Below are 24,606 nucleotides of genomic sequence, written 5' to 3'. Positions count from 1 at the left end.
AACGTTTTGGTCAGGCGACGGGCGGCAGCGCCACATCGGGCGGGACCGGCCGGTCGGTGTTCGGCCGCCGCGGCGCCGCGATCGCCCGGAGGACCCGGTGCTGCGACTCGAACGGCGAGACGAACGGCAGGTAGGCGGGAAGGAACTCGGCGACCAGGGCCTCCTGGTCAGCGACCGCGGCGCTGTGCACGTCGACGTCGTTGAGGCAGAACGCGTCGACGTCCCGGGAGCGCAGCAGCCGGGCCAGCCGCAGCGGCGTGGCCGGCTGCGCCAGATCGGTGTAGAGGTAGCGGATCCGGCCCGGAGCGGCCCGGCCGGTCAGGTACGCGTAGTACTGCTGGAGCGAGGACAGCAGCGAGATGTCGTCCGGATGCCGGAACTGGTGCCCGGCCGTGGCCCGTACGTGCTCGGCGAACCGGTCCTCGATCTCCTCGATGACGCTGCGCCGCGACGGGTGCGGGGTGTGCATCATCTTGCGGGTCAGCATCCGGCCGAAGGTCTCCTGGATGAGCCGCCGGTTGTTCTTGGCGGCCGAGTCGGCGGGCCGGTCGGCGGGCCCGCGCGGCGCGGTGTCCACCCGGGCCGCCGACGCGAAGAACTTGGCCAGCCCGCCCGGGGTGAAGAACAGCTCCGGGCCGACCGGGCGGCCCAGGATCACGTCGTCGTTGAGGTAGAGGAAGTGTTCGGCCAGCTCCGGGATCCGGTGCAGCCGCGACTCGATGGCCTGCGAGTTGAAGGTCGGCAGGGTCCCGGTGTCGCCGAAGATCTCCCGGTGGCTCACCACGGTGAGCCGCGGGTGCGCCCGGTCCAGCCAGGACGGCGCCTGATCGTCGGTGACCAGGAAGACCCGGCGTACCCAGGGGGCGAAGCAGTGCAGGGCGCGCAGGGAGTAGCGCAGCTCGTCGCGGCTGACGTACCGGGAGTCGTTGGCGGCCTGCGCGCTGACGTCGCCGACCCACGGGTTCCGTTCCAGGGCCCGGGCCTTGCGCTGCTGCCACTCCGGGTCGCCACCGTCCACCCAGGTGTAGACCACGTCGATCGGGAAGTCGACGCGGTCCGGGTCGACCGTGGTGAACACCCGCCGGGTCCGGTACTCCGTGGTGTCGTCCCGCGCCGCGAACGACCCGAAGACCGGTTCGGCGGCGGTCGTCTCCGGCTCGTCCGCCGGGATGTCGTCGGCCACCGGATTGCGCCGTGGCGAGATCAGCCGGTCCTTCGTCACCCGCCAGAACTCGACCTCGCAGCCCAGTTCGGGACCGAGCACCAGACTGCCGCCGGGGTCGGTGACCGGCCAGGACACCGACACCACCTCGGCCTCACGCCGTCCGCGCCGGCCGGCCGGGAAGACCGTCCGCAGTGTGCCGTGATCCCCGGTGACGAGTTCGGCGAGCAGGCGCAGGGTCCGGTCCCGGTCGGTGCGGCGGACCGCCACCGAGGTCCGGTACGCGGCCCGGACCGGCACCCGGAACCAGTCGATCCCGGCCCGGTCCAGCGCCTGGACGACCCGGTCCAGGTTGCGGCGGCGGACGTCGGCCGGGGCGGCGGCCGGGTCGACGCGGGCGGTCAGCCAGCCGGCCGGGGTGCGGACCCGCAGCGCGGTGGCCTCGGCGGGGCGCCGGCCGGGCCCCAGCGGCATCAGGGTCCGGGCGATCCGGAGGCGCCGTTCGGGGGCGACGCGGGGCAGGACACGTGTCTCGACCGTCTCGAAGATCCGCCGTCGCACCGACCAGGGGGTCAGCCGCAGGATCTGTCGCAGGGCCACGCCGTAGTCCTTTCGCCGCACGTTCGACGACATAACGTCAGGGCTGAGACGGAAGTTGCGGTCTATATCAGGAGTTGCACCTGTTATCTGGGGTTTACACCGTTTCATCCGGGTATCAGGGAGAAACGCGGAAGCCCCACCCTTAGGGGAACGGATCGGGGTCTCGGCCGATGCGGGCGGTTGCGCGGACAGGCCATGGTGGAAAGCGGCGACGACGCGACGACAGCGGGAGGCCGCGATGGGCAAGGCAATCGGATATCTGGTGGCACTGATCGCCGGAGTGGTCGTGGTGGGCTGGGTGGCCAGCGCGATCCTCGGCCCGGTGCTCTTCTACCTGATCGTGGGCGCTCTCGTGCTCGGCGGCGGCGCTCTCCTCTACGCGAAGGTGAAGAAGGGCCTGGCCCCCGGCACCCGGACGCAGCGGCGGATCGAGGCGGCCGCGCGGACGTACCGGATGCGGAACCGGTGACCCCGAGACGGTCCGGCTAGGCTTGCGGGCGACGCCAACAGTTACGACCAACGGGAAGTCGCATCGTGTTTGACACCTTGAGTGACCGCCTCTCCGGGATCTTCGGCAAGCTCCGCGGCAAAGGCCGGCTCACCGATGCCGACATCGATGCCACCGCCCGCGAGATCCGTCTCGCGCTGCTGGAGGCGGATGTCGCGCTTCCGGTGGTCAAGGCGTTCATCGCCAACCTGAAGGAGCGGGCGCTCGGCGCCGAGGTCTCCCAGGCCCTCAACCCGGCCCAGCAGATCATCAAGATCGTCAACGAGGAGCTGATCCAGGTCCTCGGCGGCGAGAGCCGGCGGTTGCAGTTCGCCAAGCAGCCGCCGACCGTGATCATGCTGGCCGGCCTCCAGGGCTCCGGTAAGACCACGCTGGCCGGCAAGCTGTCCCGCTGGCTGAAGGGGCAGGGCCACCAGCCGCTGCTGGTCGCCTGTGACCTTCAGCGCCCCAACGCGGTCAACCAGCTCCAGGTGCTCGCCCAGCGGGCCGGAGTGGACGTCTACGCCCCGCAGCCGGGCAACGGCGTCGGCGACCCGGTGCAGGTCGCACGTGACTCGATCGAGCACGCCAAGCGCACCGCCAAGGACATCGTCATCGTCGACACCGCCGGCCGCCTCGGCATCGACGCCGAGATGATGCAGCAGGCCGCCGACATCCGCGCCGCGGTCGACCCGGACGAGGTCATCTTCGTCATCGACGCGATGGTCGGCCAGGACGCGGTCCGCACCGCCGAGGCGTTCCGCGACGGCGTCGGCATCACCGGTGTGGTCCTCTCCAAGCTCGACGGTGACGCCCGCGGTGGCGCCGCGCTCTCCGTCCGGCACGTCACCGGCCAGCCCATCCTGTTCGCCTCCACCGGTGAGAAGCTGGAGGACTTCGACGTCTTCCACCCCGACCGGATGGCCGGGCGGATCCTCGACATGGGCGACCTGCTGACCCTCATCGAGCAGGCCGAGCAGGCCTTCGACGAGGACCAGAAGGAGAAGATGGCCAGCAAGCTGCTCGGTGGCGAGCAGTTCACGCTGGAGGACTTCCTGGACCAGCTGATCGCGGTCCGCAAGATGGGCCCGATCGCCAACATCCTCGGCATGATGCCCGGGATGGGCCAGCTCAAGGGGCAGCTCGACGAGCTCGACGACAGTCACTTCGACCGGGTCACCGCGATCATCCGCTCGATGACGCCCGGCGAGCGCAGCAACCCGAAGATCATCAACGGCTCGCGCCGGCTGCGTATCGCGAACGGCTCCGGCGTCACCGTGATGGACGTCAATCAGCTGCTGAACCGCTTCACCGAGGCGCAGAAGATGATGAAGCAGATGACCGGGATGATGGGCCTGCCCGGTTCCCGGCGCAGCGCCACGAAGAGCTCGAAGAACAAGCGCAAGGGCACGAAGGGTGGCAACCGGCCGCGGGTCGGCGGGCGGCCGGGCGGGATGCCCGCCGGGTTCCCGGGTGGGATGCCGCAGCTGCCGCCGGGCCTCGACCCGGGCGCGCTGGGCGGTGGGCAGGGGATGCCGCCCGGTTTCAAGCTGCCGAAGCTCGACTTCAACAAGCTCAGCAAGCCTCCAAAGGATGACAATCGCTGATCTAGTCACCCGTCAGGCTGTATTGCGCTAGGTGTCAAGGAGCAAGTAGTATGGGTGGCGATCCACGTGAGGAGGAGCTCGTGACCGCTGCCCTTCAGTTGCCTGACAAGCAGGACTGGACCATCGACGACCTGGCCAGCCTTCCGCCGGATCTCAACTATGAGTTGATCGACGGAAGGCTGATCTTGCCGTCCCCTACCGGCCTACATCAGATCCTTGGAAACAAGATCGCGACCGCTCTGGAGCACGGCTGTCCTGAGGGCTACAGCGTCGTGACCGACTACTCGATGGAGGTCGATCGCCGCAATGAGCCTCGGCCGGATGTCGTGGTGGTGCACGACAGCGTCATCCTGAGGACTCCCGCACCCATCGATCGGGCGATCCTCGCTGTTGAGATCATCTCGCCCAGTTCGCACTGGCGTGACATGCATGCCAAGGCGCGTGTCTACGCCATGGCCGGCATTGGCACTTACCTGGTCGTCGACCCGGTCACCTTCGATCATGGCGTGGTGCTGACCGAGTCCCGGATCAGCGACAGGGGCGACTACGAGATCGTCACCAGCACCAGTGAGGTCTTCGAGACCGAGAAACCCTTTCCGATCAAGATCAACCTTGGGGTGTTCACGGCGTTGCGTGATAAATACCTCGCTGCACGGGACGATGCTTGATCCGGTAGTACTTACCCATGGCGTTGCATGTGCGTGGGACGGTTCTGCCGGACGGTGAGGTCCGGGACCTGTGGCTGGTGGGGGACAGGGTCACCTTCGAGCCGGTGGCCGATGCGGAGACGATCAGCGACGGCGGGTTCATCGTGCCGGGGCTGGTCGACGCGCACTGTCACCTGGGGATCGCCTACGGGGCCAAGCCGATCGAGAGTGTCGGCCAGGCCCGGGAGCTGGCCCATCAGGATCGTGACGCGGGAGTGCTGGCGATCCGGGACGCGGGCTCGCCGTACCCGTACCCCGAATTGGACGACGAACCGGGCGTGCCGCGCCTCGCCCGCGCCGGGCGGCACGTGGCCGCGCCCCGCCGCTATCTGCGCGACATCGGCGTCGAGGTGGCCGGTGCGGAGGTCGCCGCCGCCGTGACCGAGCAGGCGAAGGCCGGGACCGGCTGGGTGAAGCTGGTCGGCGACTGGATCGACCGTTCGGTGGGGGATCTCGCCCCGAGCTGGGATGCCGCGACCATGACCGCCGCCGTCGAGGCCGCGCACGCCGCGGGCGCCCGCGCCGCCGTCCACACCTTCTCCGAGGAGGGGGTGGAGATCATGGTGAAGGCCGGGGTCGACTCGGTGGAGCACGGCACCGGGCTCACCCTGGACCTGATCGACGAGATGGCCCGGCGGAAGACCGCGCTGGTGCCCACGATGATCAACATCCGGACGTTCGGGGGCATCGCCGACAACGCGCGCGGCAAGTTCGACGGGTACGCCGACCACATGATCGCGCTGCGCGACCGGTTCCCGTCGGTGGTGCTGGCCGCGCACGAGGCCGGCGTCCCGATCTACGTGGGCACCGACGCGGGCGGCGGCATCCGGCACGGGCTGGCCGCCGAGGAGATGCTCTACCTGCACGAGGCCGGCATCCCGGCGGTCGACGTGCTGGCCGCCGCCTCCTGGCGGGCGCGCGAGTGGCTGGGTTTCCCCGGCCTGGTCGAGGGCGGTCTCGCCGACCTGGTGGTCTACGACGCCGACCCGCGCGCCGACCTGCGCGTGGTGCGGGCCCCGCGCCGGATCGTGCTGCGCGGGGCCGTCATCAGGTGATCAGCGGGTGAAGCGCCAGATCCGCAGCTCCCGCCCGGCCGGGCAGGTCAGCACCGTCTCGTCCCAGTCGCACCGCCCGGAGACCTCCGGGAGGATGCCGATCTTGCTCTTCTGGTAGTCGATGGTGGAGACAGCGCGGGCGGTGTACTGACGATCGCCCGCGTCCTGGGTGAGGGTGAGCGCGTTGCCGTCGTCGAGGAAGCCGCCGAACCCGTTGTCGGAGTACATCGCCTGGCCGTCCGGGTCGTAGAGCGCGGTGCCGCCCTCGCCGCCGAAGCTCATCAGGAGACGGCCGGTCCGCAGCGAGGCGATCCCGTTGCCCGGCACCGCCCCGGTGGTCCGCAGCACCGCCCCGGTGGTGGCGTCGATCATGACGGTGCGGGCCTTCTGATCCTGGTACTCGAAGACGCAGAGCCGTTCACGCCCGCACGGGGCGTAGTCCTCCCACTCCCAGGGAGCCTGCCGACGGTGCAGGATCCGCTCCGGGGTGCCGACCTGTAGCCCCTGGCCGGTACGCGCGGTGAGGTAGACGGTTCCCTCGTATGCGGTCACCTCCTCGATGCCGGCCGTCTCCGCCTGGACGGTCGACCGGACCTTGCCGTTGCGGATGTCCCGGATCACCACCCGGCCGGCCGCGGTCACCTGGACCAGACGGTCGTCGGTGTACGGGAAGGCCTTCACCGAGGACGGATCGAAGAGCGCGTCGTTGCCACTGCCGTATTCATGCGCGTCCGCCTCGGTCACCATCCCGTCCATCAGCAGCGGCCGGTCCGCGCCGGCCGGAACCGACCACAGCTTGCGCCCGCTGACCAGGTCGTACGCCTCGGTCACCCCGGTCGCGCCGGCCAGCCGGACCAGGACCTTGTCGTGCAGCACCAGCCGGTCCCGGTCGGTGTGGGCCAGTTCCCAGCGCTTCGTGCCGGTGGCCGGGTCGTGGAACTCCAGGACCCGGTTCTGCGGGTCGTCGATCTCCCCGGAGAAGTCGGTCGACTCGCGGAGCAGGATGACCGCTCCGGCGGTGGCCGCCACCCCGCGGTAGTACGTGTCCCGGCTGGAGATCCGCCACAGGGTCGCACCGGTCGAGGTGTCCACGGCGACCGTCTCGTGGCCACCGTCGCCGACCGTGGAGAAGCCGATCACCCGGTTCCCGGAGATCCGGGCGTTGTTCCACATCCGGCCCTCGCCGAGCCGCTGCGGTTCGCCGACCGGCGACAGGCCGCGGACCCGGGCCGGGGTGGTGGCCGGGAGGATCGGTTCCGCATGCCGTTCCCGGGTGACGGTCATGCCGATCCCGGTGAGCACCGCCAGCACGACGACACCGGCCAGCACGGCGCGGTTGCGGGCGCGGCGCTGCCGGCCGCGCTGCCGGGCCCCTTCGGCGCCGGCCAGGGGAAGCGTGTCGGCCTGCCGGCCCAGGGCGGTGAACAGGTCGTCCAGGTCAGTGGGCACGGCGGGCTCCTTCCGGGGTGACGGTGGCGCGGGTGTCGCCGAGTGCGGCCGCCAGCGCGGCACGGCCCCGGGACAGCCAGGACTTGACGGTGTTCTGCGAGGCCCCGGACTCGGAGGCGATCTCGGCGATCGACCGGTCCAGCAGGTAGTGCAGGGCCAGGGCGCGCCGCTGCTTGTCCGGCAGCTCGCGCATCGCCCGGACCAGCAGGACCACGTCCTCCGACGGCGGGTCGACCGCCGGCAGCGGTGGCTCGGCGGCGGCCCGCGCGCGGCGGACCCCGAGGCGGCGCCACCGGTCCGCGGACAGCCGGTTCACCACCAGCCGCAGCCAGGCCTCGGGGTCGTCGTACCCGGACACCCTGCGCCAGCGCTGCCACGCCCGCGCGTACGCCTCCTGCACCAGATCCTGGGCCTCGCCCGGATCGCCGGTGAGCCCGTACGCGTATCGCAACAGCCGCCGGGACGTGTCCCGGTAGAAGCCATCGAAGTCCATCCGTCACCCCGTCTTTCTCCGATGAGGGACACGGGATGCCCACCCGGCCGGTTGCGGTTCAGGCGGGACTACGATGCTTCCTCATGGCTCGCGTGCTCACTCCCCGTGCGGAGGACTTCCCCCGCTGGTACCAGGACCTCATCGCCAAGGCGCAGCTCGCCGACAACGGCCCGGTGCGCGGGACGATGGTGATCCGTCCGGTCGGCTACGCGATCTGGGAGCGGATGCAGGCCGACATGGACGCCCGGATCAAGGAGCAGGGCGTCCAGAACGCCTACTTCCCGCTCTTCATCCCGGAGAACTACCTGCGCCGTGAGGCCGACCACGTGGAGGGCTTCTCGCCGGAGCTGGCCGTGGTCACCCACGCCGGCGGCAAGGAGCTGGCCGAGCCGCTGGTCGTGCGCCCCACCAGCGAGACCGTGATCGGCGAGTTCATGGCCAAGTGGGTCGACTCGTACCGTGATCTGCCTCTCCTGCTCAACCAGTGGGCCAACGTGGTCCGGTGGGAGCTGCGCCCGCGGACCTTCCTGCGGACCACCGAGTTCCTCTGGCAGGAGGGCCACACCGCGCACGCCACCGAGGCCGACGCGCGGGAGCACGCCCGGGACATCCACCGCAACGTCTACCAGGCGTTCATGGAGGAGTTCCTGGCCATCCCGGTCATCCCGGGCCGCAAGACCCGTGGTGAGCGTTTCGCCGGAGCCACCAACACGATGACCGTCGAGGCCATGATGGGCGACGGCAAGGCGCTCCAGATGGGCACCTCGCACGAGCTCGGGCAGAACTTCGCGAAGGCGTTCGACATCACCTACTCGTCGGCCGAGCGGACCGTCGAGCACGCCTGGACCACCTCGTGGGGCACGTCCACCCGGATGGTCGGCGGCCTGATCATGGTGCACGGCGACGACAACGGCCTGCGGCTTCCGCCGCGGCTCGCGCCGATCCAGGTCCAGATCATGGTGGTCAAGGCGGGCGAGGGCGTCGCGGAAGCGGCGGCCCAGCTCACGGCAGACCTCAAGACCGCGGGTGTACGGGTGAAGCTCGACGACCGCGCGGACGTCCCGTTCGGCCGGCGCGCCGTGGACGCCGAGCTCCAGGGCATCCCGATCCGGATCGAGGTCGGCCCGCGTGACCTGGCCAACGGCAACGCCGTGGTGGCCCGCCGGATCGACGGCACCAAGTCGCCGGTCGCCCTGGCCGAGGTGGTGAACGAGGTCGTCGCCGCCCTCAAGGCCGACCAGCAGCGGCTCTTCGACGACGCGCTGGCGTTCCGGGTGGAGCGCACCGTCGAGGTGAAGACGCTCGCCGAGGCGATCGAGGCGGCGCAGACCGGGTTCGCCCGGGTGCCGTGGTCGGCGGTCGGCGAGGCCGGCGAGAAGGAGGCGAACGGCAAGGCCGTCACGGTCCGCTGCCTCACCCGCGAGGACGGCTCGATGCCGGAGTCGGACGAGGAGCCGGACCTGATCGCCTACCTGGCCCGCTCCTACTGAGCGCCCGGATGGGTTTCGAGCCGGGCCGGTTGATCCTGCACCGGGACACCCACCACGGCCGGATCGCCTTCGTGCATCCCGGCCGGGTGGTCTCGGACGACGACCGTGGGCTGCTCATCTGGGTGGCCCGCGGTTCGGTGATCGCGGTCGAGACGACGCTGGACGGCCGTTTCCCGCGTGATCTCGCGTTCGCCGACTGGATGGCCGCCGAGCGGGCGCCCCGGATCGCCCGTTGGCGTGGCCCGGGTGTGCTGCGGTTCTTTCCGCCCGGAGCGAACCACTCGGTCTGGTTCTTCCGCGACGACGAGGGCGTCTTCACCCGGTACTACGTCAACCTGGAGGAGCCCGCGGTCCGCTGGGACGACGGCGTGGCGGCCGGGATCGACGTGGTCGACCAGGATCTCGACATCGTCGCCGGCCCGGACCGCACCTGGTGGTGGAAGGACGAGGACGACTTCGCCGAGCGGCTGGCCCACCCGGACCTCTACTGGGTCCCGGACGAGGCCGCCGTGTGGGCCGAGGGCCACCGCGTGATCAAGAAGATCGAGTCGGGGGAGTTCCCCTTCGACGGGACCTGGACCGGCTTCCGCCCCGACCCGTCCTGGCCGGCCCCTGAGGAACTGCCGCAGGGCTGGGACCGCCCGGTCGTGGCCCGGGCGTAAAACGTATCCCGATTGGGATCCCGCCCTGGTCGTCTGGCAGAATGGCTCGTTGGTATCCGGCACGCTGCAGGCGCCCTCTAACCCCTGACAGCGCAAGCCAGTCCACGAGGCATCGGTCCCACATCCCCACGTGGGTTCCGGTCGGCTCACCCACGCAGTCATCAGGAGCGAAAACACCGTGGCCGTTAAGATCCGGCTCCTGCGGATGGGCAAGATCCGCAACCCGCAGTACCGCATCGTCGTCGCCGACTCGCGCACCAAGCGTGACGGCCGCGCCATCGAGTACATCGGCATCTACCAGCCGAAGGAACACCCCTCGGTCATCGAGGTCAAGTCCGAGCGCGTGCAGTACTGGCTCTCCGTCGGCGCTCAGCCGTCCGAGCCGGTGCAGCGCATCCTGGAGAAGACCGGCGACTGGCAGAAGTTCAAGGGCCTGCCCGCTCCGGCCCCGCTGCTGGTCGCGCCGAGCAAGCAGAGCAAGGCCGAGGTGTTCGACGCCGAGTCGAAGGCCGCCGCCGGCGTCGCCGACAAGCCCGCCACCGCGAAGAAGGCGCCGAAGCCCGTTGAGGCCGCCGAGCCGAACCGCGAGGCTGTCGCCGAGACCGCTGAGGACCCGGCCGGTGCCGGCGCCGACGCGAGCTGACGGGGCGCTCCGGCCCGCGCTGGAGCACCTCGTCAAGGGCATCGTCGACAACCCGGACGACGTCCGGGTCCGGCTGGTCGACTCGCGCCGCGGCAAGCGGCTCGAGGTTCGCGTGCACCCCGAGGACCTGGGAACGGTCATCGGGCGTGGCGGCCGGACGGCCAAGGCCCTGCGTCAGGTGATCGGGTCGATCGGCGGTCGTGGCATCCGGGTCGACATCGTCGACGCGTACTGATCGATGCTGCTCGTCGTCGGCCAGATCGGTAAACCGCACGGCATCCGGGGCGAGGTCTCGGTGGTCGTGCGGACCGACGAGCCCGAGGAACGCTTCACCGCCGGGTCGGTGTTCATCACGGAGGTCCCCCGGGACCGCCGGGTGAGCGCCGGCCCTGCGGCCGCTCCCGCTCCCGGTGCTCGCTTCGAAGTTCCTCAACAGCTCACTCTCGAGTCGATCCGCTGGCATCAGGGCCGGGGGATCGCCGTCTTCGAGGGCATTCACGACCGCAACGTCGCCGAGGCGCTCAAGGGCGTCTTCCTCCAGGTGGACAGCGCCGGTCTGGCGCCCCCGGAGGATCCGGAGGAGTTCCACGACCACCAGCTCGTCGGGCTGCGGGTGGAGTCCCTGGACGGCACCGACCACGGCACCGTGCAGCGGATCGAGCACGCTCCGTCCTCGGATCTGATCGTGCTCGCGAAGAAGGGCGGCGGGACGGCTCTCATCCCGTTCGTCACCGCGATGGTCCCGACCGTGGACCTGCCCGGTGGCCGGGTCGTCGTCGACCTCCCGGAAGGCCTGCTCGACCTGTGAGGATTCTCCTGTGAAGGTCGACATCGTCTCGATCTTCCCGGACTATTTCGCGCCGCTCGAGCTCTCGCTGATCGGCAAGGCGCGGACCACCGGGACGCTCGAGCTCGCTGTGCACGATCTGCGTACCTGGACATCCGACGTGCACCGGACCGTGGACGACACCCCGTACGGCGGTGGCCCGGGCATGGTGATGCGGCCGGAGCCGTGGGGCCAGGCCCTGGACGCGGTCGCCTCGCCGGGCGCCACGCTGATCGTGCCGTCCCCGGTCGGCAGACCGTTCACCCAGGCCGACGCCCACGAGCTGGCCACGCTTCCCCACCTGGTCTTCGCGTGCGGCCGCTACGAGGGCATCGACCAGCGGGTGATCGACGACGCCGCGGACCGGATGCCGGTGCGTGAGGTGTCGCTCGGCGACTACGTGCTCTTCGGCGGTGAGGTCGCGGTCATCGTGATCATGGAGGCGGTCACCCGCCTGCTGCCCGGGGTGCTCGGCAACGCCGACTCGCTCACCGAGGAGTCGCATGCCGCCGGCCTCCTGGAGGCCCCGGTCTACACCAAGCCGCAGTCCTGGCGCGACCGCGAGGTGCCGGAGGTGCTCCGCTCGGGCGACCACGGCCGGATCGCCCGCTGGCGGCGGGAGCAGAGCCTGCTGCGGACCGCGTCCCGCCGGCCCGACATGTATGCCACCTACCCCCCGGAGAATCTCGACAAGAAGGACCGGGTGGCGCTCACCGAGGCCGGATTTCAGATCCCGCCTCCGCGTGTGGCAGAGTAGGGAGGTTGCCGTCTACGCCCCGCGCCGCGGGGTGCGGACGAGGACTCTCCGAAGGTGTGGAGGGTCAGAATCACCCATCCGCGTACCGAACTCCCGGTGCGCAACGAGTACGACGAGGATGCAGCGATGAACACGCTGGACGCTCTTGACGCCCAGTCGCGGCGTACCGACCTTCCCGACTTCCGGGCCGGTGACACGCTCAAGGTGCACGCCCGGGTCGTCGAAGGTAACCGCTCCCGTGTCCAGGTCTTCCAGGGCGTCGTGATCGCCCGCCACGGCGCCGGTCTGCGTGAGACCTTCAAGGTCCGCAAGATCAGCTTCGGTGTCGGCGTCGAGCGGACCTACCCGATCAACAGCCCGGCGATCGACCGGATCGAGGTCATCACCCGTGGTGACGTCCGCCGCGCCAAGCTCTACTACCTGCGTGAGCTCCGTGGCAAGAAGGCCAAGATCAAGGAGCTTCGGGAGAAGCAGACCGTCTGATTCACTCGGTGCGGCGGGAACGGGTGCGGGCGAACTACGCTTGCGGCTGTGCCTGGCGCGCTGTAGGTGAACCTTTTCAGTCCTACCGCTCGTAAATTTCCCTAAGCCGGGAAACTCGGGCGGTAGTGCTGTATCCGGGGGCGGTTCGGCCGGCAGGTGGCGGGAGATGCGAAGCGTGGATCCGATGGAAGGCTATCGGCCGTCTGAACGACGGCGGGCCGCGATGCGGCGCAAGGAGATGCCACTGTGGCAGGAGCTGCCGCTCCTGTTGATCGTGGCGTTCTGCTTGGCCGTTCTCATCCGGACCTTCTTGGTCCAGGCCTTCTACATCCCGTCGGGGTCGATGGAGAACACCCTGGCGATCCAGGACCGGGTCCTGGTCAACAAGGTCGTCTACGACATGCGTGACCCGCTGCGCGGCGAGATCGTCGTCTTCCGCGGCACCGACGACTGGGCGCCCGAGGTCACCGAGCCGGTCAGCAACGCGTTCCTGGCCAAGCTCGGCCGGACCATCGGCGACCTGGTCGGGGTCAGCCGTCCCGGCGAGCGCGACTTCATCAAACGGGTGATCGGCCTTCCGGGTGACAAGGTGGCCTGCTGCGACGCGCAGGGCCGGATCACCGTCAACGGCGTCGGCATCGACGAGGCGTACATCGCCGAGGGTTTCAACTCCGATCTGAGCCAGCCGCCGATCGCCGGGCAGTGCACCAGCCGGCGGTTCGCCGAGGTGACCGTCCCGGCCGGTGAGATGTTCGTGATGGGCGACCACCGGTCGGTCTCCCAGGACGCCCGCTGCCAGGGGACCGTGCCGATCGAGAACATCATCGGCCGGGCCTTCGTGGTGGTCTGGCCCAGCGACCGGTTCACCAGCCTCAACGTCCCCGACGTGTGGAAACAGTACGCCGAGCAGTACCCGTCGGCGGCCGCCGCGCACCCGGTCAAGGTCCGTGAGGAGCGCCCCGCGGTGGCCACGGACGGGTTCCCGGTTCTGCTCGCAGTGGCGCTATCCGCGCGTTCCGGCATGTCGTTGGTGACTCGACGACGTAGGCTCCGAGCGTGATTGACGAGCAGACCGAAAAACGCAAGGGCTCTTTCTGGCGCGAGCTCCCCATCCTGCTTGGCGTGGCGATCCTCGTCGCCTTCCTGGTCCGGGCGTTCGTGCTGCAGACGTTCTACATCCCGTCCCCCTCCATGCAGCACACGCTGGAGTTGTGGGACCGGGTGCTCGTCAACAAGCTCGTCTACGACTTCCGTGAGCCGCGCCGCGGCGAGATCATCGTCTTCAAGGCGCCGACCGCCTGGCAGTCCGGCGCCGACGGTGAGGACTTCATCAAGCGCGTCATCGGGCAGCCCGGCGACAACGTGGTCTGCTGCGACCAGCAGCAGCGGCTCGTCATCAACGGCAAGTCCCTCGACGAGCCGTATGTGTACGTCGAGGCCGACGGCACCCGCAACCAGGTCGCCGACCAGAACTTCGACATCACCGTCCCGGAGGGCCGCCTCTGGGTGATGGGTGACCACCGCGAGGCCTCCGGTGACTCGCTGGAGCACTACGAGCAGAGCGCCGCGGCCGACGAGGCCGGCAAGATCCAGGACGCGACGATCGCCGTCGACTCGGTCGTCGGCCGCGCCTTCACGATCTTCTGGCCGTTGAGCCGGGCGACCTGGCTGACCGTTCCGCAGGAGTTCGATTCCATCCCCGACGCGGGCAAGTAACCATCCGAGAATAGGCTTGGTCGCGTGACCGAGGTGATTGACCGCCGTGCCGGCCGGGTTCTCCTGGTCGATCTGGTCGGCCGGGTCCTGCTGCTGCACGGCGGCGACCCGGCGCGCCCGGGGCAGCGCTGGTGGTTCACGCCCGGCGGCGGCCTGACACCGGGCGAGACGGTCGCCGACGCGGCCCGCCGCGAGCTGTTCGAGGAGACCGGCCTGCGGATCGGCCCGTCCGATCTGGGCGAGCCGGTCCACCACGAGGTGACCGAGTTCTCGTACGACCGTCGGCAGTACCGTCAGGAGCAGGACTTCTTCCTGGTCCGGGTGGCCGATTGGCAGGTCGACACGGCCGGGATGGAGGAGGCCGAGCGCCTCACCATCACCGAGCATCGATGGTGGTCGGCCGCCGAGATCGAGGCGAGCGCCGAGCAGATCTTCCCGGTCGACCTGGCCGACCTGCTGCGTCGGCACACCGCCGACGCCGTACCGGATGGACGTTGACAGATGCTGGCCCCACCACGCACCGTGGTCCGCCGCGAGGCCGGGCTCTACGCGCTGGAGCAGGCGCTTCAGCGCCGTGGCTTCCGGCACGTGGCCGGCGCCGACGAGGCGGGCCGTGGCGCCTGCGCCGGGCCGCTGGTCGCGGCCGCCGCGATCCTGCCCGAGGGCCGGCGCGGGGAGATCCCCGGCCTGGCCGACTCCAAGCTGCTGACGGCGGCGGCCCGGGAGCGCGTCTACGACCAGGTCGTCGCCAAGGCCCTGGCCTGGTCCGTGATGATCATCCAGCCGACCGAGGTCGACGCGCGCGGCCTGCACGTCTGCAACCTCGCGGCGATGCGCCGCGCGCTGGCGTCGCTCACCGTCCGCCCGGAGTACGTGCTGACCGACGGCTTCCCGGTCGACGGCCTCGGCGTGCCCGGTCTCGCGGTGTGGAAGGGCGACCGGGTCGCCGCCTGCGTCGCGGCCGCCAGCGTCCTGGCGAAGGTCACCCGGGACCGGCTCATGGTCGAGCTGGACGAGAGGTATCCGGACTACGGTTTCGCCGTTCACAAGGGCTACATCACCGAGGAGCACAGCACCGCGCTGACCAGGCACGGGCCGTGCCCGGAGCATCGATTCTCGTACGTCAACGTGGCCGCCGCCTCGGGGCGCGGCAACCGGCCGCCGCGGGCACGGCGTCCCGTTTCGTCATCGGCGCCGTCTTTGTTCGACGATGTATCCGTTACCGAGCCGCTGCTGCTTCCGGAGGCAGCGGCGGGTACCGTCGGCGTGGCGTCAGGCGAGCAGCCTCGGCCGTCGCCGTCAGTGGGGGAAGATGAGGCCATGGAGGGCGAAGAACGATGAGCGCAGAGGATCTCGAGAAGTACGAGACCGAGATGGAGCTGCAGCTCTACCGGGAGTACCGCGACATCGTCCGCCAGTTCTCCTACGTGGTGGAGACCGAGCGCCGGTTCTACCTGGCCAACCAGGTGGACCTGCACGTGCGCAACTCCGACGGTGAGGTGTATTTCGAGGTCGAGATGCACGACGCCTGGGTGTGGGACATGTACCGTCCGGCCCGCTTCGTGAAGAACGTGCGAGTGATGACGTTCAAGGACGTCAACGTCGAGGAGCTGGAGAAGCCGGACATCTCGCTGCCCGACGACGCCGGCTTCGGCGGCTGACGCCCCATCCACAGTTCGCGGCTGTCCACAGGGCCGGCCGCGTCCCGGCGGCGGAGCGGGCAGGCTCTCCGGCATGCCCGGACTCGTCGCTCTCCTGTCCCTGCTGCTGCTCGTCGTGCCGTCCGGTTACACCTGGCCGGTGACGTCGCCGACGGTGCTGCGGCGCTTCGACCCGCCACCGCAACCCTGGCTGGCCGGGCACCGGGGGGTCGACCTGGGCGCCCCCGCCGGGGCGGTGGTGCGGTCCGCGGGCGCCGGCGTCGTCGTCCACGCGGGGACCATCGCCGGCCGCGGTGTGATCAGCGTCGCCCACGCCGGTGGTCTGCGGACCACCTACGAGCCGGTCACCGCCACCGTCACGGTCGGCGAGCCGGTCACGGCCGGCCAGCCGATCGGCACACTCCAGGCCGGGCATCCCGGCTGCCCGCAGACCGCCTGCCTGCACTGGGGCCTGCGCCGCGGCCCGGCCTACCTCGACCCGCTCGCCCTGCTCGGGATCGGCCGGGTCCGGCTCCTGCCGCTCACCGCCGCATCTCCCTGATCAGCGCGGGCAGGCGCTCCGCCAGCAGGTGGTAATCCTCCGGCCGGTTGTAGATCTGCGCGCTCAGCCGGAGCAGCCCGCGCCCGCCCCACGCGTTCACCGCCACCTCAGCGCCCAGCTTGTCGGCGATCCGCAGCCGCAGCTCGAGAGCCTCCGGCGAGGTGCTGGCCAGCCCGGCCGGCAGCGGCACCACCCGCATGGACACCCCCGGTCCGCCGGGGCCGGGCAGATCGGCGGGCGCGAGGCCGAGAGCCTCACCGACGACCCGCTGACCGTAGGCCGCGAGCGCGGCATTGTGCTCCCGGACCGCCTCCAGCCCGAGCGTGCGCAGCGCGAACACCCCGGCCGGGGCCGCCAGCCACGACGTGTAGTCGATCGTCCCCTGGAACTCCACGGACAGCGGGAACCCCTCATCCTGGTCCCACGACACCACGAGCGGGTCGATCCGGCGGCGCCAGGCCGGCGCCACGGTCAGCAGGGCGGTGCCGCGGGGCGCCCAGCCCCACTTGTGCAGGTTGCCCACCCAGAAATCGGCGCCGATCGCGGACACGTCCACCGGCAGCATCCCCGGCACGTGGGCGGCGTCCACCAGCACCGGGATGCCGTGCTCCCGGGCGGCGGCGACGATCTCGCGCACCGGGAAGAGAACCGCCGTCGCCGACGCCACCTGGTCGACCACCAGCAGCCTGGTCCGGCCCGGCCGCAGCGCCGCCCGGATCCGGGCCGTGACCTCCGCGGCGGAGACGCCGAGCGGGACCGCCACCGTCCGGGCCGTCGCCCCGGACCGCCGGCACTGCCGCCGGACCGCCATCGTCACCGCCCCGTAGGCATGATCGGTCAGCAGCACCTCGTCGGCCGCCCGCAACCCCACCGACTGCAGGATCAGCGAGACGGCGGCCGTCGTGTTCGGCACCAGGGCGCTGCCGTCCGGGTCGGCGCCGAGGAAGCCCGCCAGATGCCGTCGGGTGTGGACGATCCGGTCCACCAGTGCGGAGGAGCCGTAGAAGCGCAGCGGATTCGCCTCGACCTCGTCCCGGAGCCGCTGCTGGGCCCGCTGCACACTGATCGGCAGTGCGCCGAACGAGCCGTGATTCAAATGGGACACCGACGGATCCAGCGAGAACAGCAGACGGGCGCCCGGAATGGGCCGCGGAATCTCCGGGGCGGTCATAATGTGGATCGTACGATGTCAGGCCCGCGGGTGCGCCTGATTGAAGGCCGTCCGCAGCCGCTCGGTCGACACATGGGTGTAGATCTGTGTGCTCGCCAGTGAGCTGTGCCCCAGCAACTCCTGCACAGCGCGCAGATCAGCGCCCCCGTCCAGCAGATGGGTCGCCGCCGAATGCCGCAGATCGTGCGGCCGGGTGTGCGGCAGCCCCGCCGCCCGGGCCGCGTCCGCCACGATCCGCCGAACCACGGTCGGCTGCAGACGGCCCCCCTTGACCCCGAGGAAGAGGGCGTCCCGGCTACCCCTTGCCACGAGTTCGGGCCGCCCTCGCCGAAGCCAGTCGTCGAGCGCGTGGCGGGCCGGATGCCCGAAGGGCACGGCCCGCTCCTTGGCTCCCTTCCCGAAGACCCGGACCACCTGCCGAGCGTGATCCACGTCGGGACGGTCGAGGTTGCAGAGTTCACTCACCCGAACGCCCGTCGCGTAGAGCAACTCCAGAACGGCCCGGTCCCGAAGCTTCAGCGCACTCCCGGCGGCGCTTCCAGCGCCTTCCCCGCCATCGGTACCGTCCGTGCCCCCGGTGTCCTCGTTCCCGCTGCCCGCGCTTCCGGGGCTGCTCGCGCTTTCCGGGTTGTCCGGGCCGTCCTGCCCGCCGGCCGGGCCCTGGGCGGTGGGGCTGCGGTAGTGGCCGGGTGAGGTGGTCACCAGAGTCGCGGCCTGGTCGGCGCGAAGGACCGTCGGCAGGCCGCGATGCGCGCGCGGGGTCGCGAGCTGCGTGCCCGGGTCGGTGGGAGCCCGGCCGGTGCGATGGGCCCAGCCGGTGAAGGCGCGGGCCGCCGCCGCACGCCGGGCCTGCGAGGTACGAGCCGCGCCCGACCCCATCCGGGCGGCGAGCCACCCGCGCAGCAGTGTGATGTCCAGTTCGGCGACGCTGGACCGGCCCTCATAGGCGGCGTGGTCGAGGAGCGAGACGACGTCCCCGGTGTAGGCGCGCACGGTGTGCTCCGAGCGGCCCTCCACCACCGCCAGGTGCCGGCTGAACTCGTCGACCGCCTCGCGCAGCCCCCGGGGCAGTCGCTCGTGCATCTCACGGATCCGCATCACCTCTGACCGTGCTACCGCCGGACCGTGAGGTCAAGCTTTCCGCGCCCGCGTGTGCGGTGGGTTGCCGCGAGGGAGGCTGTCATCGGGTGGGTGGTCGGCCGCGCGCCCAGGAGATGAAGCGTTCGTACAGGTTCAGCGGCGCGGACTCGCCCAGGGCCGTGAAGTCGTCGAGCGCGTCGTACATCTGCGCCGACAGGTAGATCTTCAAGAGGGACGGGAAGTCGGTGTACTCGGCCAGGAGACGTGCCTTCGCCTCGGCGCAGGGCCATGGCTCCCGGCAAACGCGGCAGAGCCAATGAGGACGGTCGTGCAGATGTTCTGCCTCGTGTGTGGTGGACAAGTATTCCCCCGAAGAGACATGCGCCTTTGGTGGTCAGTGGTGGTGACGTCGACGACGGAGTGTGGGACGGCCGCTCTGCCCGGCCCGATGCTCCTGAGCCGGGGTGAGGCGGCCGGCGCGCCCGACATCGAACTCTCCGGAGGTGCGGGCCGGCGGGTTGGACCTGGGCGCACCTCCGGAGACGCCGGGTGGTTTGGGTCCGGAGGCGCCCGGATGCGCGGGTCGCTGAGGCCCAGGGGCTCCCGGATGTGCGGGAGGCTTGGACCCGGAGGCCCCCGGACGGGTGGGAGGTCTCGGTGCGGGTGCGGCTCCCGTGGGAGGCTGGGGCCCGGCCGGGGTGCCCGTGCCGGGCCGGGCGGCCCTCGAACGGTAGAGGCCCGGCCCGCCCCGTGGCGCCTCCTGTTCCGCGACCTGGGGCCGGGGTGGATAGGGCGGCGGTGGTGAGGGTGGGATGCGGTCGATGCAGGGTGCGGGAAGACCGCATATGCAGCGACGCCACAGGGTCCGCCAATCGCGTCGATGGCGAGGGTGATGGGGTACCGGCTCGGCTGAATCGCGACGAACAGTCATCGGCCCACCCTACTTGCTCGGTGACAACCTGGCCCATAACAAGTTGGTCCTTGACTAATTGACCCGCGCCTACGGTCGATCGCGTGGGAGTGAAGCCGATCCGACTCATGGGCGCGCACGAAATCCGTATCCGTCTGGGTGGTGTCAGTCGCCAGCGGGCGTACCAGATCACCAGCCGCGCGGACTTTCCGAAGCCGGCCGCAGACCTGGCGCAGGGCAAGGTCTGGCTGACCGAAGATGTCGAGGCCTGGATGAAGGTTCACCGCCGTGACCTGGACGAGTCCGAGGACTGACCCGTCCGGTCACGTGTCGTGACCCATCGACCGGCTCGTGTGCCGGCCACCGTTCCGGCGGCGGCCGGCACACTCGACGAGCCGGTTGCAGCCGTGCCCGCCGGCTGATGACGACTGTCGATGTGTGCCATCGACGGCCCGGCCCTCTGGCGGCCCCTCATCGGGTGGGCGATCGGTCCGGATAGTTCGAACGTTCGCATGGGGTGCGATCACTCGTCCGAGTGATGGATGGGCCGCCGGCCGGGTGACAGCGCGAATCCGTCCCCGGTGCGGACCACCAATTCGGCCATCTCCAGCAGGGAGAGCCGCCGCAACACGGTCCGCAGGCTCAGCCGTGCGCCGACGGCGAGTTCCTCCGGCGTCCGCGCTCCCCGCGACGGCAGTGACTCCAGGATCAGGGCCGACTCCTCGTCGAGGCTGTCGCGGCGGTGCTCCGGGCCGCGCGGCGGATCCGCCAGGTATTCGCCGATCCGGCCGACCTCCTCGAGCACGTCCGTGGCCGAGGTCACCACCCGGGCGTACGGATGGCCGCGCAGGATCTCGTGGCAGCCGACCGACATCGCCGACGTGACCGGGCCCGGCACCACCATCGCGGGCCGTCCGAGTGCGAGCACCCGGCTCATCGTCTGGGTCGCGCCGCTGCGGGCCGCCGCCTCGACCACGACCGTGCCGGCGGTGATCGCGGCGATCACCCTGTTCCGGATCAGGAACCGGTGCCGGAACGGAGCCGCGCCGATCGGCCACTCACTCACCAGCAGGCCCCGCTCGGCGATCAGGTCGAACATCGCGGAGTTCCCCACCGGGTAGGGCCGGTCCACGCCGCAGGCGAGGATCGCCATGGTGCGGCCGTCGGCGGCCAGCGCGCCACGATGGGCGGCCGTGTCGATCCCGAACGCGCCGCCGGAGACGACGGTCCATCCCTTGCCGGAGATCGAGTACGCCATGTCGGTCGTGACGTGCCTGCCGTAGGCGGTGGAGGCCCGGGCGCCGACGATCGCCACCGACCTCTCCAGCGTCTCGCCGAGGGCCGGCGCACCGCGCACCCAGAAACAGAGAGGAGGCCTGGTGTCCTGGTTGACGATCCCGCCGGAGTCGAGTTCCAGAGCCGCCAGGTCGTCGACCCGGCTGGGCCACTCGTCGTCGGCGGGTACGACGAGGCGGGCGCCGAGCCGGTCCGCCCGGCGCAGTGCGATCTCCGCCACCCGGCGTGGATCACCGGACCTGAGCCGGGCGGTGACCGCCGCGCGCAGGCGGGCGTCCGGGATGTCACCGTCGAGCAGCCGGTCCAGTACGGCCGGTGCGCCGGCCTGCTGGACGAGTGTCCACACCGTCCGGTTGCCGGGCTCGGCGAGCCAGGTCAGCGCGACACGGGCGGCCCGGTCGGCCGGCTCACCCGCGCCGGGGCAGCCGCTCATGCCGGACATCCCGCGGCGATCACGAGAACAACGGCGATCACGGCGACGAGCGCCGCACGGGTGACGGCACGAGCCGTGGTGAAATTCATCAAAGACTCCAAAAGGGACGTACGGGGTGAGAGTCGAACCGGGGGTGACGGGCGGTAGCGGGCCTCAGGCGGCGGCGCGGGTGGTGGGCTCGCCCATGCGCAGCTGGTACGCCTCACAGACGTCCCCCACTGCGGGCCGGTCCCGCCCGTCCAGGTCGGCGATGGTCCAGGCCAACCGCAGGCACCGGTCGAAGCCGCGCGCCGACAGCACCCCGATCTCCAGGGCGTCGTGCAGCACGGCCGTGTCCCGGGCCGGCAGTCGCCACGGTGGCCGCCGCAGCCGGTGCCCGGGGACCTCGGCGTTGACCCGCCAGCCGCCGGTCGCCCACCGGGCCGCGGCCGCGGTACGGGCACGGGCCACCCGGGCCGCGACGGCCGTGGACGGCTCGGCGGGCTCGGTCGCGACGGTCAGCTGGGCGGCCCGCACCGGCAGCAGGTTGATCTTCATGTCGATCCGGTCCAGCAGCGGCCCGGACAGTTTGCCCAGATAGCGGCGTCGGACCAGGGGCGTGCACTGGCAGGCGTGGTCCCCGGCGGGGCTGGCGCAGGGGCACGGGTTCGCGGCGACGACCAGCTGTGCCCGGGCCGGGTACTCGGTGGTGCCGCGGGCCCGGGACAGCACCACCCGTCCGCTCTCCAGGGGCTGCCGGAGCGCCTGGAGCGTGCCGCGGCTCATCTCGGGCACCTCGTCGAGGAAGAGCACGCCCCGGTGGGCGAGGCTGAGCGCGCCCGGCCGGACCAGCCCGGAGCCGCCGCCGACCAGGGCCGCCAGTGACGAGCTGTGGTGTGGCGCCTGGAACGGCGGCCGGCGGACCAGTCGCCCGTCCGGCGGCAGCATCCCGGCGATCGACTGGAGGGCGGTGACCTCGAGGGCGGCGTCGTCGTCGAGCTCCGGGAGGATGGACGGGAGCCGCTCGGCGAGCATCGTCTTGCCGGAGCCGGGCGGGCCGAAGAGGGCCAGGTGGTGGCCACCGGCCGCGGCGATCTCCAGGGCGTACCGGCCGATCTCCTGACCGGCCACGTCGGCCAGGTCGGGGCCGGGCGGCTCGGTCGTCTCCGGTGCGGGCGGCGGATCGAGCAGCGCCGCCTCGCCCCGGGCGAACTCGACGAGCCGGTGCAGGGTGTCGACGGCCCGCACGGTGACGCCCGGTACGACGGTCGCCTCCCGCGCGTTGCCGGCCGGCACGATGACGCGCGTGATCCCGGCCCGGGCGGCCGCGGCCACCATCGGCAGCACGCCGCGTACCGGTCGCACCGTGCCGTCGAGACCGAGCTCGCCGAGCAGCACGACCCGGTCGAGCGGCGCCGCCGGCAGCTCACCGGCCCCGGCCAGCACCGCCGCGGCGATCGCCAGATCGAAGGAGCTGCCGTGCTTGGGCAGGGCGGCGGGCAGCAGGTTCACCGTGATCCGCCGGTTGGGCCAGTCCCGGCCGGAGTTCACCACGGCGGCCCGGACCCGGTCGCGGGCCTCGTTGAGGGCGGTGTCGGGCAGGCCGGTGAGGGCCAGCGTGGGCAGGCCGGTGGAGAGGTCGGCCTCGACCTCGACGAGGTGACCGGCGACCCCGGCGAGCCCGACACAGAGCACCCGGGCGTAGCTCATTGCGCCACCTCCGCTGCGCTCCGGCGTCGCAATGAGTTGATGACTGAGCTGGATGATTCGCTCGCAAGCTCGCTCATTGGAATGCCCCGCGGATGTGTACGAGGCGGGCGGCGCCACGTGGTTGCGGCATGACCTCCACCACGTCGAAACGGACGCTTCCTCCCCGTACCCCCGTCTCGGTCAGCCAGCGGGCCGCCAGCCGGCGCAACCTGAGCACCTTGCGGTGACCCACCGCGGCCGCCGGTGGACCGAAGGTCGCCGTGCGGCGGGTCTTCACCTCGCAGAAGACCAGGTCGTCGCCGTCGCGCAGGATCAGGTCGACCTCGCCGTCGGCGCAGCGCCAGTTGCGTTGCAGCAGGATCAGGCCGCTGTCCTGGAGGTGCCGGGCGGCCAGTCGTTCGCCGTACGCGCCGACCGCCCGTCGCTGAGTCGTCATGACCCGGCACCGTGGCACCGATCGCGGCGGCCCGCCCGGCGCCCTGTGGGTCGCGCGGCGGTGTGGATGACCGTCCGCAGTCCGCCGGAGCGTGATAGCGGCCCAAGACAAGAGGGCGGACCGGCCCGGCGCAGGGCTTGGCGTATGCTTGTCGGCGGCGACCGCCCACGCGGTCGACCTCGCGTGCCCTCCGAACGTGCCGTGGTCTGAGTCACTCAGAGTAGCGGTCGTCGGCGGTGGCCCTCCCTGGTCCCGATCTCGTCGGGTCCGACCGTGGCCGCCGACCGGGCGCCAGGACGCCCACCGCCGGTGGGCGTGACAACCAGGGAAGATCAGGGAGTGCCAACCATGGCCGTCGTGACCATGCGTCAGCTGCTGGAGAGCGGTGTCCACTTCGGGCACCAGACCCGCCGCTGGAACCCGAAGATGAAGCGCTTCATCTTCACCGAGCGCAACGGCATCTACATCATCGACCTGCGCCAGACCCTCGACTACATCGAGAAGGCGTACAGCTTCATCCGGGACACCGTCGCCGAGGGTGGCCACATCCTCTTCGTCGGCACCAAGAAGCAGGCGCAGGAGGCCATCGCCGAGCAGGCGACCCGGGTCGGTCAGCCGTATGTCAACCACCGCTGGCTCGGCGGCATGCTGACCAACTTCCAGACGGTGTACAAGCGTCTTCAGCGGATGAAGGAGCTCGAGGCCCTGGGTGACCTGAGCGGCACCGCCGCCGGTTACACCAAGAAGGAGACCCTCCAGCTCTCCCGCGAGAAGGAGAAGCTCACCAAGACCCTCGGTGGTCTGCGTGACATGACCAAGGTGCCGTCGGCGATCTGGGTCGTGGACACCAAGAAGGAGCACATCGCGGTCGACGAGGCCCGGAAGCTCAACATCCCGGTCATCGCGGTGCTGGACACCAACTGCGACCCGGACGAGGTCGACTTCCCGATCCCGGGCAACGACGACGCGATCCGCTCCGCCGAGCTGCTGACCAAGGTCGTCGCCAGCGCCGTCGCCGAGGGCCTGATCGCCCGCTCCGGCCGTGGCCGCGGTGGCAACGCCGACGAGAAGCCCGAGGCGGGCACCGTCGCCGCCGGCGAGCCGCTGCCCGAGTGGGAGCGGGACCTCTACGAGGGCGCCGAGAAGAAGGCTGAGGAGCCGGCCGCTGCCGCTGCCGCTCCCGCCGATGCTCCCGCGGCTCCCGCGGATGCTCCCGCTGCTCCCGCCGCTGCCGTCCCCGCCGAGTAACTCG

General features: G+C 71.0%; 28 protein-coding genes. 19 read left to right on the top strand and 9 right to left on the bottom strand.

From position 1 onward, the window contains the following. Positions 1-10 precede the first annotated feature (10 nt). Complete coding sequence (locus tag BJ964_RS04325) at positions 11-1,762, bottom strand: stealth family protein (protein WP_229806561.1); 1,752 nt, start codon at positions 1,760-1,762, stop codon at positions 11-13. A 238-nt stretch (positions 1,763-2,000) separates the two neighbouring features. On the opposite strand from BJ964_RS04325, the gene BJ964_RS04320 reads away from it, so the two are divergent. From BJ964_RS04320 to BJ964_RS04305, 4 genes are all read left to right on the top strand, one after another. Continuing rightward, on the top strand, positions 2,001-2,231 hold the full coding sequence (locus tag BJ964_RS04320; protein ID WP_183216512.1) for a hypothetical protein: 231 nt from the start codon (positions 2,001-2,003) through the stop codon (positions 2,229-2,231). 65 nt (positions 2,232-2,296) lie between these two features. Beyond that, entirely contained in the window at positions 2,297-3,856 is a 1,560-nt protein-coding gene (gene ffh / locus BJ964_RS04315) for a signal recognition particle protein (RefSeq protein ID WP_188119465.1), read from the top strand. Positions 3,857-3,936: 80 nt separating this feature from the next. Next, positions 3,937-4,524 (top strand): Uma2 family endonuclease, encoded by a 588-nt coding sequence (locus BJ964_RS04310; RefSeq protein ID WP_188119464.1) that lies wholly within the window; start codon positions 3,937-3,939, stop codon positions 4,522-4,524. A 17-nt stretch (positions 4,525-4,541) separates the two neighbouring features. Then, positions 4,542-5,618: an amidohydrolase family protein gene (locus tag BJ964_RS04305; RefSeq protein ID WP_188119463.1), complete on the top strand. Its 1,077-nt coding sequence runs from the start codon at positions 4,542-4,544 to the stop codon at positions 5,616-5,618. Here the strand turns inward: BJ964_RS04305 and BJ964_RS04300 are convergent, their stop codons facing one another. Both BJ964_RS04300 and BJ964_RS04295 read right to left on the bottom strand, forming a co-directional pair. After that, positions 5,619-7,067: an outer membrane protein assembly factor BamB family protein gene (locus BJ964_RS04300; RefSeq protein ID WP_188119462.1), complete on the bottom strand. Its 1,449-nt coding sequence runs from the start codon at positions 7,065-7,067 to the stop codon at positions 5,619-5,621. It lies immediately after the preceding gene. Next, positions 7,057-7,560, bottom strand: coding sequence for a SigE family RNA polymerase sigma factor (locus tag BJ964_RS04295; protein WP_188119461.1), 504 nt, complete (start codon positions 7,558-7,560; stop codon positions 7,057-7,059). The genes BJ964_RS04300 and BJ964_RS04295 overlap by 11 nt, the downstream gene beginning before the upstream one ends. A gap of 83 nt (positions 7,561-7,643) precedes the next feature. Here BJ964_RS04295 and proS point away from each other — a divergent pair, with 83 nt between their 5' ends. The 13 genes from proS to BJ964_RS04230 all read left to right on the top strand — a co-directional run bounded on the left by proS (position 7,644) and on the right by BJ964_RS04230 (position 16,339). After that, positions 7,644-9,050 (top strand): proline--tRNA ligase, encoded by a 1,407-nt coding sequence (proS, locus tag BJ964_RS04290; RefSeq protein ID WP_188119460.1) that lies wholly within the window; start codon positions 7,644-7,646, stop codon positions 9,048-9,050. An 8-nt stretch (positions 9,051-9,058) separates the two neighbouring features. Further along, on the top strand, positions 9,059-9,712 hold the full coding sequence (locus tag BJ964_RS04285; protein WP_188119459.1) for a DUF402 domain-containing protein: 654 nt from the start codon (positions 9,059-9,061) through the stop codon (positions 9,710-9,712). A gap of 178 nt (positions 9,713-9,890) precedes the next feature. Beyond that, positions 9,891-10,355, top strand: a complete 465-nt coding sequence (gene rpsP / locus BJ964_RS04280) for a 30S ribosomal protein S16 (RefSeq protein ID WP_188119458.1) — start codon at positions 9,891-9,893, stop codon at positions 10,353-10,355. After that, entirely contained in the window at positions 10,333-10,590 is a 258-nt protein-coding gene (locus BJ964_RS04275) for an RNA-binding protein (RefSeq protein ID WP_014447131.1), read from the top strand. Before rpsP ends, BJ964_RS04275 begins: the two co-directional genes overlap by 23 nt. Positions 10,591-10,596: 6 nt before the next feature. Continuing rightward, on the top strand, positions 10,597-11,163 hold the full coding sequence (gene rimM / locus BJ964_RS04270; RefSeq protein WP_188126784.1) for a ribosome maturation factor RimM: 567 nt from the start codon (positions 10,597-10,599) through the stop codon (positions 11,161-11,163). A 10-nt stretch (positions 11,164-11,173) separates the two neighbouring features. Further along, a complete protein-coding gene (trmD, locus tag BJ964_RS04265; protein ID WP_188119457.1) occupies positions 11,174-11,938 on the top strand; it encodes a tRNA (guanosine(37)-N1)-methyltransferase TrmD in 765 nt (254 codons plus the stop codon). Positions 11,939-12,064: 126 nt separating this feature from the next. Next, entirely contained in the window at positions 12,065-12,421 is a 357-nt protein-coding gene (gene rplS / locus BJ964_RS04260; protein ID WP_188126783.1) for a 50S ribosomal protein L19, read from the top strand. Between the two features lie 166 nt (positions 12,422-12,587). Beyond that, positions 12,588-13,481 carry a signal peptidase I gene (lepB, locus tag BJ964_RS04255; RefSeq protein ID WP_188119456.1) on the top strand — a complete coding sequence of 298 codons (894 nt, stop codon included), beginning with the start codon at positions 12,588-12,590 and terminating at the stop codon, positions 13,479-13,481. Continuing rightward, positions 13,478-14,137, top strand: a complete 660-nt coding sequence (gene lepB, locus BJ964_RS04250; protein ID WP_188119455.1) for a signal peptidase I — start codon at positions 13,478-13,480, stop codon at positions 14,135-14,137. Before lepB (BJ964_RS04255) ends, lepB (BJ964_RS04250) begins: the two co-directional genes overlap by 4 nt. A 24-nt stretch (positions 14,138-14,161) precedes the next feature. Further along, on the top strand, positions 14,162-14,635 hold the full coding sequence (locus BJ964_RS04245; protein WP_188119454.1) for an NUDIX hydrolase: 474 nt from the start codon (positions 14,162-14,164) through the stop codon (positions 14,633-14,635). A 3-nt stretch (positions 14,636-14,638) separates the two neighbouring features. After that, complete coding sequence (locus BJ964_RS04240) at positions 14,639-15,478, top strand: ribonuclease HII (protein ID WP_188119453.1); 840 nt, start codon at positions 14,639-14,641, stop codon at positions 15,476-15,478. Next, positions 15,475-15,798, top strand: a complete 324-nt coding sequence (locus tag BJ964_RS04235) for a DUF2469 domain-containing protein (protein ID WP_014447123.1) — start codon at positions 15,475-15,477, stop codon at positions 15,796-15,798. Before BJ964_RS04240 ends, BJ964_RS04235 begins: the two co-directional genes overlap by 4 nt. Positions 15,799-15,871: 73 nt before the next feature. Further along, positions 15,872-16,339: a murein hydrolase activator EnvC family protein gene (locus BJ964_RS04230; RefSeq protein ID WP_188119452.1), complete on the top strand. Its 468-nt coding sequence runs from the start codon at positions 15,872-15,874 to the stop codon at positions 16,337-16,339. Here the strand turns inward: BJ964_RS04230 and BJ964_RS04225 are convergent. The 3 genes from BJ964_RS04225 to BJ964_RS47750 all read right to left on the bottom strand — a co-directional run bounded on the left by BJ964_RS04225 (position 16,320) and on the right by BJ964_RS47750 (position 18,819). Next, a complete protein-coding gene (locus tag BJ964_RS04225) occupies positions 16,320-17,510 on the bottom strand; it encodes an aminotransferase class V-fold PLP-dependent enzyme (RefSeq protein ID WP_188119451.1) in 1,191 nt (396 codons plus the stop codon). The genes BJ964_RS04230 and BJ964_RS04225 overlap by 20 nt on opposite strands. Positions 17,511-17,528: 18 nt before the next feature. After that, the gene (locus tag BJ964_RS04220) at positions 17,529-18,608 is read right to left on the bottom strand and encodes a tyrosine recombinase XerC (protein WP_188119450.1); all 1,080 of its coding nucleotides are present in this window, start codon (positions 18,606-18,608) and stop codon (positions 17,529-17,531) included. An 82-nt stretch (positions 18,609-18,690) separates the two neighbouring features. After that, positions 18,691-18,819 carry a hypothetical protein gene (locus BJ964_RS47750; protein ID WP_262479317.1) on the bottom strand — a complete coding sequence of 43 codons (129 nt, stop codon included), beginning with the start codon at positions 18,817-18,819 and terminating at the stop codon, positions 18,691-18,693. Positions 18,820-19,628: 809 nt separating this feature from the next. On the opposite strand from BJ964_RS47750, the gene BJ964_RS04210 reads away from it, so the two are divergent. Beyond that, positions 19,629-19,814: a regulator gene (locus tag BJ964_RS04210; RefSeq protein WP_067698744.1), complete on the top strand. Its 186-nt coding sequence runs from the start codon at positions 19,629-19,631 to the stop codon at positions 19,812-19,814. Positions 19,815-20,023: 209 nt separating this feature from the next. Here the strand turns inward: BJ964_RS04210 and BJ964_RS04205 are convergent, their stop codons facing one another. The 3 genes from BJ964_RS04205 to BJ964_RS04195 all read right to left on the bottom strand — a co-directional run bounded on the left by BJ964_RS04205 (position 20,024) and on the right by BJ964_RS04195 (position 23,354). Further along, positions 20,024-21,229 (bottom strand): DNA-processing protein DprA, encoded by a 1,206-nt coding sequence (locus BJ964_RS04205; RefSeq protein ID WP_229806560.1) that lies wholly within the window; start codon positions 21,227-21,229, stop codon positions 20,024-20,026. Between the two features lie 153 nt (positions 21,230-21,382). After that, positions 21,383-22,918, bottom strand: coding sequence for a YifB family Mg chelatase-like AAA ATPase (locus BJ964_RS04200; protein WP_188119447.1), 1,536 nt, complete (start codon positions 22,916-22,918; stop codon positions 21,383-21,385). Between the two features lie 73 nt (positions 22,919-22,991). Then, positions 22,992-23,354, bottom strand: coding sequence for a YraN family protein (locus BJ964_RS04195; RefSeq protein ID WP_188119446.1), 363 nt, complete (start codon positions 23,352-23,354; stop codon positions 22,992-22,994). Positions 23,355-23,702: 348 nt separating this feature from the next. Here BJ964_RS04195 and rpsB point away from each other — a divergent pair, with 348 nt between their 5' ends. Beyond that, positions 23,703-24,602, top strand: a complete 900-nt coding sequence (gene rpsB, locus BJ964_RS04190) for a 30S ribosomal protein S2 (RefSeq protein ID WP_188119445.1) — start codon at positions 23,703-23,705, stop codon at positions 24,600-24,602. Positions 24,603-24,606: the final 4 nt, after the last annotated feature.

The sequence above is a fragment of the Actinoplanes lobatus genome, assembly GCF_014205215.1.
Classification (GTDB): domain Bacteria; phylum Actinomycetota; class Actinomycetes; order Mycobacteriales; family Micromonosporaceae; genus Actinoplanes; species Actinoplanes lobatus.
Note: the sequence above shows the minus strand (reverse complement) of the source record. Positions and strands in the feature narration are given on the sequence as shown.